The organism is Micromonospora sp. NPDC000668 (assembly GCF_042897975.1).
GTDB lineage: Bacteria > Actinomycetota > Actinomycetes > Mycobacteriales > Micromonosporaceae > Micromonospora.
Map to the genome: position 1 here is coordinate 981,834 of NZ_JBIAYP010000001.1, position 14,459 is coordinate 996,292.

General features: G+C 69.4%; 17 protein-coding genes and 14 tRNA genes. 11 read left to right on the top strand and 20 right to left on the bottom strand.

The annotated features are described in order from the left end of the window. Window positions 1-22 precede the first annotated feature (22 nt). Window positions 23-700 (bottom strand): response regulator transcription factor, encoded by a 678-nt coding sequence (locus ACFY29_RS04440; protein ID WP_328418319.1) that lies wholly within the window; start codon window positions 698-700, stop codon window positions 23-25. Between the two features lie 176 nt (window positions 701-876). Between ACFY29_RS04440 and ACFY29_RS04445 the strand changes: the two genes are divergently transcribed. The 4 genes from ACFY29_RS04445 to ACFY29_RS04460 all read left to right on the top strand — a co-directional run bounded on the left by ACFY29_RS04445 (window position 877) and on the right by ACFY29_RS04460 (window position 4,402). Next, window positions 877-1,848 carry an ABC transporter ATP-binding protein gene (locus tag ACFY29_RS04445; protein ID WP_386983376.1) on the top strand — a complete coding sequence of 324 codons (972 nt, stop codon included), beginning with the start codon at window positions 877-879 and terminating at the stop codon, window positions 1,846-1,848. Next, window positions 1,845-2,687 carry an ABC transporter permease gene (locus tag ACFY29_RS04450; RefSeq protein WP_386983378.1) on the top strand — a complete coding sequence of 281 codons (843 nt, stop codon included), beginning with the start codon at window positions 1,845-1,847 and terminating at the stop codon, window positions 2,685-2,687. Before ACFY29_RS04445 ends, ACFY29_RS04450 begins: the two co-directional genes overlap by 4 nt. After that, window positions 2,684-3,241: a hypothetical protein gene (locus tag ACFY29_RS04455; protein WP_386983379.1), complete on the top strand. Its 558-nt coding sequence runs from the start codon at window positions 2,684-2,686 to the stop codon at window positions 3,239-3,241. Before ACFY29_RS04450 ends, ACFY29_RS04455 begins: the two co-directional genes overlap by 4 nt. Before the next feature lie 105 nt (window positions 3,242-3,346). After that, window positions 3,347-4,402: a CapA family protein gene (locus tag ACFY29_RS04460; protein WP_328418327.1), complete on the top strand. Its 1,056-nt coding sequence runs from the start codon at window positions 3,347-3,349 to the stop codon at window positions 4,400-4,402. Window positions 4,403-4,602: 200 nt separating this feature from the next. Here ACFY29_RS04460 and ACFY29_RS04465 read toward each other — a convergent pair whose 3' ends face one another. The 5 genes from ACFY29_RS04465 to ACFY29_RS04485 form a co-directional block, all read right to left on the bottom strand. Further along, complete coding sequence (locus tag ACFY29_RS04465) at window positions 4,603-6,021, bottom strand: FAD-dependent oxidoreductase (protein ID WP_386983381.1); 1,419 nt, start codon at window positions 6,019-6,021, stop codon at window positions 4,603-4,605. Between the two features lie 77 nt (window positions 6,022-6,098). Then, entirely contained in the window at window positions 6,099-6,593 is a 495-nt protein-coding gene (locus tag ACFY29_RS04470; RefSeq protein ID WP_328418331.1) for an N-acetyltransferase family protein, read from the bottom strand. After that, entirely contained in the window at window positions 6,593-6,910 is a 318-nt protein-coding gene (locus ACFY29_RS04475) for a metalloregulator ArsR/SmtB family transcription factor (protein ID WP_355611850.1), read from the bottom strand. Before ACFY29_RS04475 ends, ACFY29_RS04470 begins: the two co-directional genes overlap by 1 nt. Before the next feature lie 22 nt (window positions 6,911-6,932). After that, a complete protein-coding gene (locus ACFY29_RS04480) occupies window positions 6,933-8,183 on the bottom strand; it encodes a M28 family metallopeptidase (protein WP_386983383.1) in 1,251 nt (416 codons plus the stop codon). Beyond that, a complete protein-coding gene (locus tag ACFY29_RS04485; protein ID WP_386983385.1) occupies window positions 8,180-8,431 on the bottom strand; it encodes a hypothetical protein in 252 nt (83 codons plus the stop codon). Before ACFY29_RS04485 ends, ACFY29_RS04480 begins: the two co-directional genes overlap by 4 nt. A 78-nt stretch (window positions 8,432-8,509) precedes the next feature. Here ACFY29_RS04485 and ACFY29_RS04490 point away from each other — a divergent pair, with 78 nt between their 5' ends. The 7 genes from ACFY29_RS04490 (at window position 8,510) to ACFY29_RS04520 (ending at window position 12,468) form a co-directional block, all read left to right on the top strand. Then, window positions 8,510-8,887 carry an ArsR/SmtB family transcription factor gene (locus ACFY29_RS04490; RefSeq protein ID WP_386983387.1) on the top strand — a complete coding sequence of 126 codons (378 nt, stop codon included), beginning with the start codon at window positions 8,510-8,512 and terminating at the stop codon, window positions 8,885-8,887. A 126-nt stretch (window positions 8,888-9,013) separates the two neighbouring features. After that, the gene (locus ACFY29_RS04495) at window positions 9,014-9,715 is read left to right on the top strand and encodes a helix-turn-helix domain-containing protein (RefSeq protein WP_386983388.1); all 702 of its coding nucleotides are present in this window, start codon (window positions 9,014-9,016) and stop codon (window positions 9,713-9,715) included. 106 nt (window positions 9,716-9,821) lie between these two features. Next, window positions 9,822-9,956: a hypothetical protein gene (locus ACFY29_RS04500; protein ID WP_328418339.1), complete on the top strand. Its 135-nt coding sequence runs from the start codon at window positions 9,822-9,824 to the stop codon at window positions 9,954-9,956. Then, window positions 9,956-10,363 (top strand): arsenate reductase ArsC, encoded by a 408-nt coding sequence (locus ACFY29_RS04505; RefSeq protein WP_328418341.1) that lies wholly within the window; start codon window positions 9,956-9,958, stop codon window positions 10,361-10,363. The genes ACFY29_RS04500 and ACFY29_RS04505 overlap by 1 nt, the downstream gene beginning before the upstream one ends. Window positions 10,364-10,537: 174 nt before the next feature. Continuing rightward, window positions 10,538-11,614: an ACR3 family arsenite efflux transporter gene (arsB, locus tag ACFY29_RS04510; protein WP_386983391.1), complete on the top strand. Its 1,077-nt coding sequence runs from the start codon at window positions 10,538-10,540 to the stop codon at window positions 11,612-11,614. Window positions 11,615-11,699: 85 nt separating this feature from the next. Further along, window positions 11,700-11,942 (top strand): hypothetical protein, encoded by a 243-nt coding sequence (locus ACFY29_RS04515; protein ID WP_386983393.1) that lies wholly within the window; start codon window positions 11,700-11,702, stop codon window positions 11,940-11,942. Continuing rightward, complete coding sequence (locus ACFY29_RS04520; protein WP_386983395.1) at window positions 11,932-12,468, top strand: GNAT family N-acetyltransferase; 537 nt, start codon at window positions 11,932-11,934, stop codon at window positions 12,466-12,468. The genes ACFY29_RS04515 and ACFY29_RS04520 overlap by 11 nt, the downstream gene beginning before the upstream one ends. Window positions 12,469-12,907: 439 nt before the next feature. On the opposite strand, the gene ACFY29_RS04525 is transcribed toward ACFY29_RS04520, so the two are convergent. From ACFY29_RS04525 to ACFY29_RS04590, 14 genes are all read right to left on the bottom strand, one after another. Next, window positions 12,908-12,978: transfer RNA gene (locus tag ACFY29_RS04525), tRNA-Cys, on the bottom strand. Window positions 12,979-12,983: 5 nt separating this feature from the next. Continuing rightward, window positions 12,984-13,055 (bottom strand) — tRNA-Arg (locus ACFY29_RS04530). Window position 13,056: 1 nt separating this feature from the next. After that, window positions 13,057-13,130, bottom strand: a tRNA-OTHER gene (locus tag ACFY29_RS04535). A gap of 1 nt (window position 13,131) precedes the next feature. After that, a tRNA-His gene (locus ACFY29_RS04540) sits at window positions 13,132-13,205 on the bottom strand. A 20-nt stretch (window positions 13,206-13,225) separates the two neighbouring features. Then, a tRNA-Val gene (locus ACFY29_RS04545) sits at window positions 13,226-13,297 on the bottom strand. Between the two features lies 1 nt (window position 13,298). Then, window positions 13,299-13,388, bottom strand: a tRNA-Asn gene (locus ACFY29_RS04550). A 5-nt stretch (window positions 13,389-13,393) separates the two neighbouring features. After that, window positions 13,394-13,468 (bottom strand) — tRNA-Glu (locus ACFY29_RS04555). Between the two features lies 1 nt (window position 13,469). Continuing rightward, a tRNA-Val gene (locus ACFY29_RS04560) sits at window positions 13,470-13,544 on the bottom strand. A 1-nt stretch (window position 13,545) separates the two neighbouring features. Further along, window positions 13,546-13,624, bottom strand: a tRNA-Met gene (locus tag ACFY29_RS04565). A 1-nt stretch (window position 13,625) separates the two neighbouring features. Further along, window positions 13,626-13,699: transfer RNA gene (locus ACFY29_RS04570), tRNA-Lys, on the bottom strand. A gap of 6 nt (window positions 13,700-13,705) precedes the next feature. Next, a tRNA-Arg gene (locus tag ACFY29_RS04575) sits at window positions 13,706-13,778 on the bottom strand. Between the two features lie 7 nt (window positions 13,779-13,785). Next, window positions 13,786-13,857, bottom strand: a tRNA-Lys gene (locus ACFY29_RS04580). 1 nt (window position 13,858) lies between these two features. Next, window positions 13,859-13,945: transfer RNA gene (locus tag ACFY29_RS04585), tRNA-Ser, on the bottom strand. Window positions 13,946-13,950: 5 nt separating this feature from the next. Next, window positions 13,951-14,025 (bottom strand) — tRNA-Pro (locus ACFY29_RS04590). Window positions 14,026-14,459 lie beyond the last annotated feature (434 nt).

The window sequence follows — 14,459 nt, forward strand, 5'->3', positions numbered from 1 at the left end:
GCGTGCCCGAGGCCGGGGGTTGTCAGCCGCCATCGGGGTCCAGTCGGTAGCCGACGAGACGGACGGTCTGGATCGCGGATCGACCGAACGGCTCGTCGATCTTCCTGCGGAGGTGCCGGACGTAGACCTCGACGATGTTGGGGTCGCCGTCGAACGCGAAGTCCCAGACGTGGTCGAGGATGGTGCCCTTGGAAAGCACTTCGCCCGGACGCCGCATGAGGAACTCGAGGAGGGCGAACTGACGCGGAGTGAGTGAGACCTCCGTTTCCCCACGCCAGACCCTGTGGGCGGCGGGGTCGAGCCGCAGGTCGCCGACACTCAGCGTGGCCGGGCGCTCCCGCGAACCCCGGCGCAGCAGCGCCCGAATTCTGGCGACCAGGACGACATAGGAGAACGGCTTGGACAGGTAGTCATCGGCTCCGGTATCGAGAGCTTCCGCCTCGTCGAGCTCGCCGTCCTTGGCCGTGAGCATGAGAATCGGGGTCCAGTTGCCGGCCTCACGCAACTCGGCGCACACCTGGAAGCCGTTCTTGCCGGGAAGCATGATGTCGAGAACGATGACATCGAAGTCGCCGTCCGTGGCCCGCCAGAGGCCGTCGATGCCGTCGAGTGCGACCTCAGCAGCGAACCCCTCGGCCTCCAGTCCACGCTTGATTGACCGGGCGAGGTGCTTGTCGTCCTCGACCACGAGGATGCGCACTTCCCAAGTGTGCCACTCGCCGGCTTACTGCCCGCTGAAGCCGCCGACGCAGACCTCCGGCTTCGTCCGGTTCAGCCGGCCTTCAGCCAACCCTCCGTACTGTCGCCATGACGTCCTGGTCGAACGGACCGCGGGTGGCGCGCCGCCACCTCGCACACGGCGAGAGGGGGACGCTCATGGCCAGCGCGCAGCTCGATGCGGTGCGGCTCACCAAGCGGTTCGGGGACCGTACGGCGGTTGACGGGTTGAGCTTCACCGCACGACAAGGCGAGGTCGTGGGACTGCTCGGGCCCAACGGGTCGGGCAAGACGACCACCATCCGATTGCTCACCACAGTGCTCGCGCCAACGAGCGGGGAGTTCTCGGTGGCTGGTGTTCCCTGCACCCGGCCGGGCGAGATTCGACGGCGGATCGGCGTGTTGCCGGAAAGCAGCGGCTATCCCGGACACCAGACGGGCGAGGAGTACCTGCGCTACCACGCCCGGCTGTTCGGCAACGCCCGTCCAGACGCCGCGCGAGTCGCCGAGCGGCTACTGGCGGAGGTAGGCCTGGCCGAGCGTGGCTCGTCGCGGATCTCCACGTACAGCCGCGGCATGCGGCAGCGGCTGGGTATCGCACGGGCGCTGGTCAACGATCCCGCTGTCGTGTTCCTCGACGAGCCGACGCTCGGGCTCGACCCGGCCGGGCAACGTCAGATGCTGGCGATCGTCCGCGAGATCGCGGTGGTCAGGGGAGCGACGGTCATTCTCAGCACCCATACCCTTCCGGACGTCGAGGAGATCTGCACGAGCGTGCTGATCCTTCACAAGGGAAAGGTCCTCGTCTCCGGCACCTCCGGCGAGGTCACCCGCGCTGTCCCCACCCAGCAGTACGCGCAGATGCGCGTACCGATCGAGTTGGTCGGTCGGGCCCGGGACGCCCTCGCGGGGGTTGCCGGCCTGACGTTGGAGCCGGCCGATGAACGTCCCGACATCCTCAAGTTCTCCGTGGACGACCGGTCGGTCGTCACGCAGGCCGGCGCGGATCCGGGGATGAATGGACCGCTGCGGGCGGTGCTGAGCGCCGACGTGCCGGTTCTGTCCTTCGAGGTCGAAGGCGCGCGGCTCAGCGACGCGTTTCTAGCCATGACCGGGGAGGGTGTCCGATGACGACGGGTCTGCGGGGGCTGGTCCGGAACGCCGAACCCAGCGCGGGCGGGGTTCGCGGCGATGGCCCGGGTTGGCAGGTCATCGCCGAACAGGAGTGCCGCGATCTGTGGGTGAGCGGGCGCGGCCCGGTGTTGGTCTTCGCGTTCAGCGTCGTCCTGAGCGTCATGACCTACCTTGCCGGTACCAGTCAGGTGCTCAACTTCCTCGAGCAGCGGGAGGCGGTGAACCTCACCCTGCAGGTTGCGGTGGCGGTCGGCGTCCTCGTCACGCTGGTGGTCAGCGCCGACGCGATCAGCGGGGAGCGGGAACGGGGCACGTTGGAGAGCCTGCTGCTCGCACCCGTCTCCCGCCGGGCGATCGTGCTGGGGAAGTTCGCCGCCGCCTTGTCGCTTTGGCTCGCGGCCTTCGTCGTGAGCGTGCCGTATCTGTGGGCGCTCGGACGCGGAGTGTCCATCGTCGGGCAGGCGCTGGTGCTGGGCCTGCTCGTCGGCACGCTGCTGGCCGTCGCGCTCGCCGCGCTCGGTCTGCTGATCAGCGCCGTGTCGAGCTCCAACAAAGTCAGCCTCGCGGTGAGCCTGTTCCTGCTGTTGGCGCTCTTCGCACCGACCCAGTTGCCCGGCGGCGCGCCGAAGGGCTGGTTCGGTGATCTTCTCGTCCGGCTCAATCCGGTCGGCGCGTCGCTGCACTACCTGACGGCTGTGCTCGTCAACGGGCACAGCTGGACGCGGGACCTGTCGTACCTGATCTCTCCGCTACTCATCGCGGTACTGACCGGGGGCGTCCTGATTGCCGCCGGCACCCGGATCGTCAGGCTGTATGGAGGGGTGAGCGGAGCATGAAGACAGGGCTGGCCCTCGCCGGGCTGTTGTTGGCGCTGACGGCTCCCGTCGGCTTGACCGCTTCGGCGGCAGCCGCTCCGCCGCCACTGCCGGGCGTCGTTGAGGTCGTATTGGAGCAGAGCCGACTCAACACGGTCGTTGGTGAGCGGTTGACGCTTGAGTCCCGCGTGGTCAACTCGGGTGAGGCGCCGACCGACCGGCTGGTGGCCCACCTCAACGTCGCGAGCCTGGACGGCGTCTACGTCGACCTCGAGGACTGGTCGGCGGACGTGACCCGGGAGGTTTCGCCGGTGGCGCCGGGCAGCAGCACGTCACTGTCCTGGCAGTACCAGGCCGTCAACACCGGCAGTTTCGACGTCTACGTCGTGCTCATGCCCGGCGGCGACTCCACGGCGGGTACGGGCCCGCTGGTGGTGAGCCAGCCGCTACACGTGAGCGTGGCCGGAAAGCGGACCCTGACCGCAGCGGGCTCGCTGCCGGTTGCCATCGTCGTTCCGGTCGTGCTCGCTCTGGTGGCCGCAGCCGCCAGATATCGCATTCGGCGTATGAGTTGACCGGGAGGAACTCACCCTCGCGCAACGGCGGCGTCGCTGGGTCAGGCCGAGGGCAATCTGGCCAAGTAGGCCCAGGGTCGGGCGGGTTTCCGTACGCTGCGCTGAGTGAAATGGGCACGTTCCTTCGTCGCGCTGGCGGCGACCCTGACTGTTACGGCGTGCGATGCCGTCCGGACCCCGCCGGCCGCTGCGCCCACCCGCTCCGCCCCTGCAGGCTCCCCGTCGCACCCCGCCGAGATCACCTTGGCCTTCGCGGGCGACGTGCACTTCGCCGACCGTACGGCCGACCTGCTGGGCGACCCGGCGACCGCGTTCGGGTCGATCTCGTCGACGCTGTCGGCCGCAGACCTGGCGATGGTCAACCTGGAAACGGCGGTCACCACACGCGGCACTCCCGAGCCAAAGGAGTTCCATTTCCGGGCGCCGGCAAGCGCGTATGACGCGGTAAAGGCCGCCGGCATCGACGTCGTGTCGATCGCCAACAACCACGCGTTGGACTACGGGCGGACAGGGCTGGCCGACACCGTGGACGCAGCCAGGGCCGTCGGGTTGCCGGCCGTCGGGGCGGGCGCCGACGCGGCGGCGGCGTACGCGCCATGGATCACCGAGATACGCGGTACCAAAATCGCTGTCCTCGGCTTCAGCCAGGTCTCCGAGCTGTGGTCGGAGTGGAGGGCCACAGACACCCGGGCCGGTATCGCGATGACCCGCGACTTACCGCGCGCCGTCGCGGCGGTGCGCGCCGCCCGGCGCCAGGCCAGCGTGGTCGTCGTCTACGTCCACTGGGGCACGGAGGGCGACGCGTGTCCACCCGCCGAGGCTCGCGAGTTCGCTGGCGAGATGGCCGAGGCCGGTGCCACGATCGTCGTCGGCACCCACGCCCACCTACTGCTCGGCGACGGGTGGCTCGGCAAGACCTTCGTCCAGTACGGACTCGGCAACTTCCTATGGTGGCGTGACGACGCGTACAGCAACGACACGGGGGTGCTGCGGGTGACCCTCGACGCTTCGGCGATCTCGAAAACGGAACTGGTGCCCGCGACGATCTCCCGCCGCACCGGTCGACCCGAACTCGCCGGCCGCGAGGACACGGCCCGGATCGGCCAGGAGTACGCGGGCCTGCGCGCCTGCACCGGACTCGCCGCGAGCCCCGCCCCATAGTCGGGCGAAACACGGCCCCGCAACGTGGAAACACAGGGCGGTGAAATTCAGCCGACTTCGACACGCGCAGCTAAAACGGCCGGACCCACAACTCCGTGAGTGCAGCTACTGCGGCGGCCGGCCGCATGCCCACCTGCCCCAGCCGTGGGCGTGGTGCCCGCCGATTGTGGGGTCGGCGGGCACCGTCGTGGTGGTGGGCATCAGCTGCCGCAGCAGCCGCCGGCCTGACCGCCAGCGGGGGCGGCGTCGAGGGTGACCAGGTTCAACGGTGCGGACAGCAGGCCCCCGGAGATGCCGGTGGCCAGTCCGCGCGTTTCCGGCTCGGCGGTCGGCGCCGGCCCGCAGCAGCTGTCGCCGGTGGCGGAGTCCGTGGGGTTGCTGTTGCAGACGCCGGTTTCGGGCAGGTCGAGTTGGACGTCGCGGGCGGCGTCCCAGTCGCCGGCGAGGGCGGCGACGACGGAGCGGACCTGCTCGTAGCCGGTGGCCATGAGGAACGTCGGCGCCCGGCCGTAGGACTTCATGCCGACGGCGTAGTAGCCGGCCTCCGGATGGGCGAGTTCGTCGACGCCGTGTGGGGGCACGGTGCCGCAGGAGTGCTCGTTCGGGTCGATGAGCGGGGCGAGCGCGCGGGTGGCGCCCATGATCGGGTCCAGGTCCAGGCGCAGCTCGGCGGCGATCGAGTGGTCCGGTCGGAAGCCGGTGGCCGCGACGATCCGGTCCACCGTGACCGACTCCTCGCCGCCGTCGCCGTGCCGCACCACCACACTCACCCGGCCGTCTGTCGGGGTGAGCGCGTGCACGGAGAAGCCGGTGAGCAGCCGGATCCGGCCGGCGTCGACGTGCTCGCGCAGCCGTGCGCCCAGGGCGCCGCGGGCGGGCAGCGCGTCGGCGTCTCCGCCGCCGTAGGTACGCGCCGGTGAGGCGGTCCGGATCGCCCAGGTCACCTCGGTGCCCGGCGTGGATTCGGCCAGCTCGGCCAGGGACAGCAGCGTGTTCGCGGCGGAGTGGCCGGCCCCGACGACGAGGGTGTGCCGGCCGGCGAAGCGGTCCCGGGCCGCGCCGAGAACGTCGGGCAGCGCGTGCTCCAGGAACGGAGCGACAGTGGTCTCGCCGCGGGCGGGCAAGCCCGAGGCGCCCAGGACGTTCGGCGTGCCCCAGGTGCCGGACGCGTCGATGACGGCGCGGGCGAGTATCTCTTCGCCGACGGCGAGGCGGATCAGGAACGGCGTGGACTCACGGCCGGCGGTGCGCAGTCGGTCCAGGCCCAGACGGCTGATCGCTTCGACCCGGGCACCGTAGCGCAGGTACGGCTTGAGCTGCGGCAGCTCCGCGAGGGGCTGGAGGTAGTCGCCGGCCAACTCCGCTCCGGTGGGCAGGGCCTCAAGGTCAGGGGCGGCCCAGCCCGCCTCGTCGAGAATCCGGCGGGCGGCCGGGTCGATGTTGTAGCGCCACGGGGAGAACACCCGCACGTGGCCCCACTGCCGCACGGCGGCACCCGGGGTGTCGCCGGCTTCGAGGACGGTGAAGGCGATGCCCCGCTCGTACAGGTGCGCGGCGGCGGCCAGGCCTACTGGTCCGGCGCCGATGACCACGACAGGCAGCTCGTTCAGGGTGCTCACCGGTCAAACTCCTCTGTGTTGAGAACTATCGAATCAAGTAGGTAGACGAGGCCCTGCTTGTGAGGGGCCAGGATTGGTCAGGTGACGACGGGACTGCGCCGCTCGAGCAGGACGACGTCGCGCCAGCGGCCGTGGTGGCGACCAACCCGCTCGCGCACGCCGATGACCCGGAAGCCGGCCCGCTCGTGCAGGGTGAGGCTGGCGGCGTTTTCGGGGAAGACTCCGGACTGGATGGTCCAGATGCCGGCGGCTTCGGTGGAGGTGATCAGCGTGTCCAGCAGCAGCCGGGCGACGCCGCGGCCCTGCGCGACGGGGTCGACGTAGACGGAGTGCTCGACCACGCCGGCGTAGACCGTGCGCCCCGAGGTGGGCACGACAGCGATCCAACCGACCACCGTGTTCCCGTCGATCGCCACGAAGCGGTGTTCGGGCAGCTTTGCCGCGTCGAACGCCGCCCAGGTGGGCGCGATCGTCTCGAAGCTGGCGTTGCCGGCGTCGAGTCCGGCCTGGTAGATCGCCAGAACCCGCTCGGCGTCGTCGTCCCGCAGGGGGCGCACCGTGATGTCGGCCATCAGCAGGCTCCATTCGGGTGGGGGGCGGGTCGGCCCATGACCACGTCCGCGGCGGACGGGAAGCAGTCGACGCAGGCGTCGTTGATCCGGTAGTGGCGGGCGGTGCCGACCGGCTCGACGAAGACGAACCGCACCTCGGTGAGGATCTTCAGGTGCTGCGAGACGGTGGACTGCGCCAGGCCGACGGCGCCGACGATTTCTCCCACGCTCATTGGTCGGGCGTGCCGGGCGAGGTATTCGACGATCTGCACTCGGGTCGGGTCGGCCAGGGCCCGGAACCAGGATGCGTACGCCTGCGCGGTGGTCCGGTCGAGCATCTCGGCCGCCACATCTCTCCCTTCATCGTTTATCGCCGATCGGCGATGAAAGTGTAGCGGGTGCGGGCGCGGCGAGGGACACGGTCGCGACAACCAGGCGGGCGATGGCCGTCAGGGTGTGCGGGTCGACGCGATCCGGGGTGTCGGCGGGGCTGTGGTAGCCGGCCATTCCCGCACCGATGCCCACGGCCGCGAGCCCGGCGGCGCCATAGCGGCGGTTGTCCGACGCCACGGGCCCGGCAGTTAGGGGAAGGCCGGTGTGTCGGCCGGCTTGGTCGAGCAGGGCGAGCAGCCGGTGGGCGGGGCCCCCGGCCTCTACCGCGGCGGCCTGGTCGAGGCGGCCGGCGCCGTCGACGTTGATGACCAGCGGGTTGCCGCCGCTGGCACGCAGTCGAGAACTGTGGCGGGCGGAGCCCAACGCCCCGATTTCCTCGGCGTCGAGCAGCGCGACGGACAGTCCGAGGTCGTCGGGGAGCACGGCGGACAGGACCCGGGCGGCCTCCAGGACCACGGCGACGCCGCTGGCGTTGTCGGACGCGCCGGGCTGGCGCAGGCCGGGGTGGTCGCCGACCCCGTCGTAGTGGGCGGTCAACAGCAGCTCTACCGCACGGGGCGAGGGTCGGTCGAAGGTGGCGTAGATGTTGGTCCCGGTGGCGTCGGCGCGACGTAGTGGGGTGTTTGCGCTCATCCAGCCCTCACCGGCGGCGCTCAAGACGACAGAGTGCGTGCGCGGGTCCAGCGTCAGGACCGGCAGGGGTCCCGGGTCCGGGCCCGCGAGGGTTGTGTACTGCCATCCGTCGGCGTCGACCGCGCGGCTCAGGAGCAGACCGGCGGCGCCTCGGGTGTCACGGTAGGCGTCGAACAGGCTCATCCCCGCTGGCACCACCAGCCAGCGGCCGGTCGGGTCATCGCTACCGGCCACACCCAGCAGGCCACGCCTGACCTCGATGGTGTCGGTGGAAGCCGGGTGGATCGACACCTCACGACCGAAGGTCAGATCCGCCGACACGTCGCCGACACCCCATGTGACGGTCGGTGCGGCGTAGATGTCCGGCACGGCTCGGACCGGGAAGTCGTCGATTTCGACCCTCGCGCCGAGCGCGGTGAGGTGGTCGGCGAGCCAGGCGCGGGCAGCAGCCCCGCCCGGCGTGCCGACCCGCCGACCGGCGAAGTCGTCCGCGGCCAGGGCGGCGACGGTCGTGGTCATCCGCTCGGCGGACACGGCCGCGAGCCGCGCCGCCATGCTGGCGGGCGGGCCGGCTGCCGGGGTCATCCGCAGCACCCCTGTCCGGTGCGCATCGCGTCGGCCTTCGCCGTGGTGCCGCAGCAGGAGTCGGCCGCCTCGGCGGTCTGTTGGGTGCCGCAGCACGGGCCGCCGGTCGTCGCTGTCTCGCCAGCGGGCGGGAGGATCGAGCCGACCCCCTGCGCGGGGCTTCCGCAACAGGAGCCCGACCCGGTCACGGCCAGGGCGGCGCCCGGGTCCCCGGTGAATCCGCCCGCCCTCTGGGTGTCCTCGCTCATCGTGTTCCCTTCCGCCTGTCTTGACGTTTGTCTAAGCAGAGAGTTGCACGTTGATTAGAAGGATGTCAACCTAGAGACATGTCGAAGCAAGGCGCGCCTCTCGCCCTCGTGGATCTGACCGCTGATACGCCGTGCTGCCCTCCACTGGCTCAGCGCCGGGTGCCGGCCGAAACCGCCGCAGTGCTTGCTCCGGCGTTCAAGGCCCTGGGCGATCCGGTGCGGCTGCAGCTGATATCGATGATCGCCTCGGCGGAGGGCGGGGAGGCGTGCGTCTGCGACCTCACTCCCGCCTTCGACCTCACCGGGCCGACCATCTCGCATCACCTCAAGACGCTGCGCGAGGCCGGCCTCGTCGATGCCGAGCGACGCGGGACGTGGGTCTACTACCGCGCTCGCCCGGCCATCCTGCGCCAGCTCGCCGCGCTGCTCACGGTCGAACCGACCCCCACGGCGTAGGCCGCGGCCGGCGCCGCAGCCCCCGGGTGAACATCCACCCAGCCGGGTGCACTCAGCGCGCCCCACACCGACCACCGACTCGTCGCCATTTGACAGCGTCACAGTTGCTCAGCAATAGTTGACTCAATGACTATTGAGCTTGCTTCCCTGCAGGGGCGCGCCCGCATCCACGCCGCGCTCGGGGATCCGGCGCGCCTGGCGGTCGTCGACGCACTCACCCTGGGCGATGCATCCCCTGGTGAGATCGCCCAGGACCTGGGGATGCCGACGAACTTGGTCGCCCACCACGTCAAGGTCCTCACCGAAGCCGGGCTCGTCGTCCGCAGCCGGTCCGAGGGAGACCGCCGTCGCACCTACCTGCGGCTGCGGCCCGAGGCCCTGGCCATGCTGATGCCGGCGCCGTTGACCGAGGTGGGTCGGGTGGTGTTCGTCTGCACCCACAACTCCGCCCGCTCGCAACTCGCCGCCGCCCTCTGGTCCGACCGCACCCACACCTCGACTGCGTCCGCAGGAACGCAGCCCGCAGAGCGGGTTCATCCGCGGGCTGTCGCCGTGGCCCACCGGCACGGACTGCGGCTAAACCCGACCGGCACGTCGCACGTCGCGGACATCGTGCGCGACGGTGACCTCGTCATCGCCGTCTGCGACAACGCCCACGAGGAACTCACCGGCCCAGCCGCGCCCCGACTTCACTGGTCGGTGCCCGACCCGGTCCGCGTCGACACCGACGCCGCGTTCGAGGCCGCGTTCGCCGACCTCGCCGCCCGCGTCGACCGCGTCGCCCCCAACGTCGCCCCCGCCACGAGTTCGGCCGGCCGCCATGACTGACACCAACCCCTACGTGCGCGATGAACGAGGGCAACCCGGCGCCCAACTGCACCCCGTAAGCACCAAGCCGCAGCATCGTAGGGCGGACGAGACGTACCGAGGCCTGGTGAATCCGTCGCGTCCCGCCGGCCGTTACCAGCGTCTCGACCGCAACAGCGACCCCGCCCGCGCCCTGCCGGCGATGCCCGACCAGGCACCGGTCAACTGGCCCCGCGATCCACACTGCAAGGAGGGCTTCTGATGTCCGACAAGCCGAGCGTCCTGTTCGTCTGCGTCCACAACGCCGGCCGCTCCCAGATGGCCGCCGGCTGGCTGCGCCACCTCGCCGGCGACGCCGTCGAGGTCCGCTCTGCCGGCTCCGCCCCGGCCGAGACGGTCAATCCCGCCGCGGTGCAGGCCATGCGGGAGGTCGGCATCGACATCACCGACCAGACGCCGAAGCTCCTCGAGTACGCCACGGCGCAGTCCTCGGACGTCATCGTGACCATGGGCTGCGGCGACGCCTGCCCGGTCTTTCCCGGTAAGCGCTACGAGGACTGGAAGCTCGACGACCCCGCCGGCAAGGGCGTCGAGGCCGTCCGCCCCATCCGCGACGAGATCCGCACTCGCGTGGAGAAACTCCTCACCGAGTTGCGCCCTGTCGCCTGACCCCGAGACCGCCCCGCGCGCCCGCTACTGAACCCACCACCGACTCCGGCCCGAATCGCTCCGCGCGCTCGGTCAGTGCATCACCTTCGCCGACCAGGCGCCCACCGGCGCCGAGGGCAGACGGCCCTGCGGGCCCGACGCACCCGCCCAGGAACCAACAGAGGAACGAACCCCATGACGGCACTGGCCACACCGGCGCGCACCACACCACGGCTCTCGACGCTGGACCGGCTCCTGCCGGTATGGATCGGCGCCGCCATGGCCGCCGGGCTGCTCCTCGGCCGACTGATCCCCGGACTCGACGACGCCCTCGACCGGGTCAAGATCGGCGGGATCTCCGTACCCATCGCCCTCGGTCTGCTGATCATGATGTACCCGGTCCTGGCCAAGGTCCGCTACGACCGCCTCGACACCGTCACCTCCGACCGGCGCCTGCTGATCTCCTCCCTGCTCATCAACTGGCTCATCGGCCCCGCCGTCATGTTCGCCCTGGCCTGGCTGCTCCTACCCGACCAGCCCGCGTACCGCACCGGCCTCATCATCGTCGGCCTCGCCCGCTGCATCGCCATGGTCATCATCTGGAACGACCTCGCCTGCGGCGACCGGGAAGCCGCCGCCGTCCTGGTCGCGCTCAACTCCGTCTTCCAGGTCCTCGCCTTCGGCCTGCTCGGCTGGTTCTACCTCACGGTCCTGCCCGGCTGGCTCGGCCTGGAGCAGGCCGGACTGTCAGTCTCCGGATGGGACATCGCCGGCAGCGTCCTGGTCTTCCTCGGCATCCCCCTGGCCGCCGGCTACCTCACCCGCAAATTCGGCGAACGCGCCAAGGGCCGCGACTGGTACGAGGCGAAGTTCCTGCCCCGGATCGGGCCGGTCGCCCTGTACGGGCTGCTGTTCACCATCGTGCTGCTCTTCGCTCTGCAGGGCGACGCGATCACCGCCCAGCCCTGGGACGTCGCCCGCATCGCGCTCCCCCTCCTCGCGTACTTCGCGATCATGTGGTTCGGCTCGTTCGCCATCGGTCGGGCGATCGGCCTGAACTACGAACGCACCACCACGCTCGCCTTCACCGCAGCCGGCAACAACTTCGAACTTGCCATCGCCGTGGCGATCGGCGTGTTCGGCGTCACCAGCGGCCAGGCCCTCGCCGGAGTCGTCGGACCACTGATCGAGGTACCGGTCCTGGTCGCCCTCGTCTACGTCAGCCTTGCCGCCCGCCGCCGGTTCTTCCCCACCGGAGTCACCATCGCCTAGCGGGGCACAGGCAACGGCTCCGACAGCCAGCGGCGCGAGGCCGACCGTCGGCAGCCGTTCGGGGCCACATACTCCGTTCACCGGCGTGTTCGACCCGGAAACCGTCGAACGATACGCCTTCGAGTCCTACATGTATCTGCACCGCACCGTCCGCTGCCGATCACCGGAGATCGGGTGCCCGCGCTCAGACTCGCTCACGGGAGCGAACCTTGCATCAGGCAGGCCACGACGTCCGCACATCAAGCGTCCACGATTCGGCACGATCGACCGCGCGTCCTGCGGCATGACAGTGCGTGCGCCCGTGAGAAGTTGGTGTCATGGCATCTGAAGCGACTCCCGGCCGCGAAGTTGTCCTCGAGACGGATCGCCTGCTGCTCAGACCTTGGCGGGTAGCCGAGGCTGTCATCCAGCGCGAGCTGTGGACCGAACGTGACCCACGAGTGCCGCCGCACCGCCGAATCGACGCGGATGGACACCCCACGGTCGCGGAACTCGAGGATTCGATCCGCACCAACCAGCCATCGTCGACCGGGTTACTGGCGGTCGAGCGGAAGGCCGCTCGTGACGTGATCGGCTACTGCGGGCTGATCGACGGCGGACGAGGATCGGAAGGGGAACCGGAACTGGCGTTCGAGCTGCTACGCCGATTCTGGGGTCAGGGATACGCGACCGAGGCCTCGTTGGCGGTTCTGGACTGGGCGAGATCGTCCGGGTACGAACGTCTGTGGGCCACGGTCTGGGAGTGGAACACCGCTTCTCGCCGTGTGCTGGCCAAGGTCGGGTTCACCGAGACCGAGCGGAAGGAAGTGGACGCGGTCTACGGGACCACCCTGTTCACCACGAGACGGCTCTGACTCGTGCGGCTGACGGGAGCTTCCAGGGCCGGCACCTGCCCTGCAACGCCTGCCCCCTTCTGACCTCACCTAGTAAATCCTCCTCCCAATCGACGGGTGGTCGGTGTGCGGCGCTGCCCCGCGATGGATTTGCTGCGACCCCCATGAAGGGGCGAGTTCGCCAACGCAGGTGTGTACGAGGACCGGTGTGTTGCCTGCGAGCACATAGGACGTGTGGAGGTCGGCGACAGTGGGGCCACGCATCGTCTTGTGACCGGTAACGGCCGGCAATGGGCGCCACAGCGCGGCCGGGGATCAGACCGGTTTACAGACGATCTTCCCCTCGACGCAAGCGCCCGACTGGTCGCAAGCCTCGGAGTCGAACCGAGCAGGCCGCCGTTATGAGCAGCAGCTGGACCCACGTCCGCCTGCGCCTCACTCCGCAGTGGATGGCATCTAGAGGCCGTAGCCGGACTCGAACCGGCGTGCGCGGTTTTGCAGACCGCTCCCTCACCCCTCGGGCATACGACCGTGCGCGCCCCCGGACCGATTCGAACGGCCGGCCTGCGGTCCCGGAAACGCTGCTCTATCCGCTGAGCTACGGAGGCATGGTGCAGGCGGAGGGACTCGAACCCCCAGGGCTACTGCTTTACAGGCAGCGCTAGACAGCCATCAGCACCTGCTTGGGGTGACTGGCGGGTACTGACCCCGCACCTCCGGGACCACAACCCAGCGCTCTACCATTGAGCTACAGCCACAATTGCGGCCCGAAGGCCAGTGCCCGTACCTGGACTCGAACCAGGGCGACCCGGTGTGTGGGACCGGTGCTCTGCCGCTGAGCTACACGGGCTTGGCTCCGACGGCTGGACTCGAACCAGCACCAGGCTTCCACCTGAACGGATTAACAGTCCGCCCCGATACCAATTACGGTTTACGTCGGAATGAGTAGAGCCGACGGGATTTGAACCCGCACATATCCGAGTTGAAAGCCCGGCGACTTTGCCAATTCGTCTACGGCTCCATGGTGCCCCGAGAGGGTGTCGAACCCCCGGCCTCCGTCGCGTCAGGACGGCGCTCTCCCGCTGAGCTATCAGGGCTTGGAGGCGGGGGCGGGATTCGAACCCGCGATCTCCGGCTTATGAGGCCGGCGAGGACGACCGAACTCCTCTACCCCGCAGTGGGCCGCCGGGGACTCGAACCCCGAACCCTCGGATTAAAAGTCCGGAGCTCTACGCCATTGAGCTAGCGGCCCGTGTTGTGCCCCGCGCTGGAATCGAACCAGCGACACGCAGTTTAGGAAACTGCTGCTCTATCCCCTGAGCTAGCGGGGCGAAACTGTGCCTCCGGGGAATTTCGAAATCCCGACCCGACCGTTAAGAGCGGCCTGCTCTTCCTCTGAGCTACGAAGGCTTGGCGGAAGGTTGACGAGTCGAACGCCAGGGCTTGCACCCCCATCCGGTTTTCGAAACCGGTTGGCCCCCACGGGCCGGAACCCTCCACGAGTCGGGTAGACAGGATTTGAACCTGCGGGCCTCCCCGTCCCGAACGGGGCGCTCTACCAACCTGAGCTACTACCCTGTGGGCGTTAACGCCCCCGACGCCATGCGGCGCTCGTACGTACGGACTGCATGGCAATTAGCGCAAACCAACTCGCACTTGGCGATCTCCCGTAGGATGCGTTCCTTTGAGAGCCCAATGCGGCCCATTGCCGAAACGTTGAATTCTTTGTCCTGCCCGATGTGGTCCCACTGCATCGCGGCCGGATGATAGGCGGTCCCACAGTCGGTGCACGGCTTGCCCCGCTTCAGCTCGAACGCCCACGCAGACAATTCTCGTCGCCGGGCACCCCGCACGGATACGTGATACTGCCGGTCGGCAGCGTAACGCGACCTGTCGTATTCCTTTTTGCATTGCTTGCAGACAGGCTGGTGGATCGTGCCTCTCCGGTGAAAATCTGTTAGTGGCTTATCGGCCCGACAGGCACCGCAACGCTTCATGCATTGAGAATACTC

Excerpts from the sequence above, each read along its gene's own strand:
- ACFY29_RS04495 (WP_386983388.1), top strand. The coding sequence starts at position 9,014 with ATGACTATTGAGCTTGCTTCCCTGCAGGGGCGCGCCCGCATCCACGCC.
- ACFY29_RS04445 (WP_386983376.1), top strand. The coding sequence starts at position 877 with ATGGCCAGCGCGCAGCTCGATGCGGTGCGGCTCACCAAGCGGTTCGGG.
- ACFY29_RS04490 (WP_386983387.1), top strand. The coding sequence starts at position 8,510 with ATGTCGAAGCAAGGCGCGCCTCTCGCCCTCGTGGATCTGACCGCTGAT.
- ACFY29_RS04470 (WP_328418331.1), bottom strand. The coding sequence starts at position 6,593 with ATGGCCGACATCACGGTGCGCCCCCTGCGGGACGACGACGCCGAGCGG.
- ACFY29_RS04480 (WP_386983383.1), bottom strand. The coding sequence starts at position 8,183 with ATGACCCCGGCAGCCGGCCCGCCCGCCAGCATGGCGGCGCGGCTCGCG.
- ACFY29_RS04450 (WP_386983378.1), top strand. The coding sequence starts at position 1,845 with ATGACGACGGGTCTGCGGGGGCTGGTCCGGAACGCCGAACCCAGCGCG.
- ACFY29_RS04455 (WP_386983379.1), top strand. The coding sequence starts at position 2,684 with ATGAAGACAGGGCTGGCCCTCGCCGGGCTGTTGTTGGCGCTGACGGCT.
- ACFY29_RS04485 (WP_386983385.1), bottom strand. The coding sequence starts at position 8,431 with ATGAGCGAGGACACCCAGAGGGCGGGCGGATTCACCGGGGACCCGGGC.
- ACFY29_RS04520 (WP_386983395.1), top strand. The coding sequence starts at position 11,932 with ATGGCATCTGAAGCGACTCCCGGCCGCGAAGTTGTCCTCGAGACGGAT.
- ACFY29_RS04505 (WP_328418341.1), top strand. The coding sequence starts at position 9,956 with ATGTCCGACAAGCCGAGCGTCCTGTTCGTCTGCGTCCACAACGCCGGC.
- arsB (WP_386983391.1), top strand. The coding sequence starts at position 10,538 with ATGACGGCACTGGCCACACCGGCGCGCACCACACCACGGCTCTCGACG.
- ACFY29_RS04475 (WP_355611850.1), bottom strand. The coding sequence starts at position 6,910 with ATGCTCGACCGGACCACCGCGCAGGCGTACGCATCCTGGTTCCGGGCC.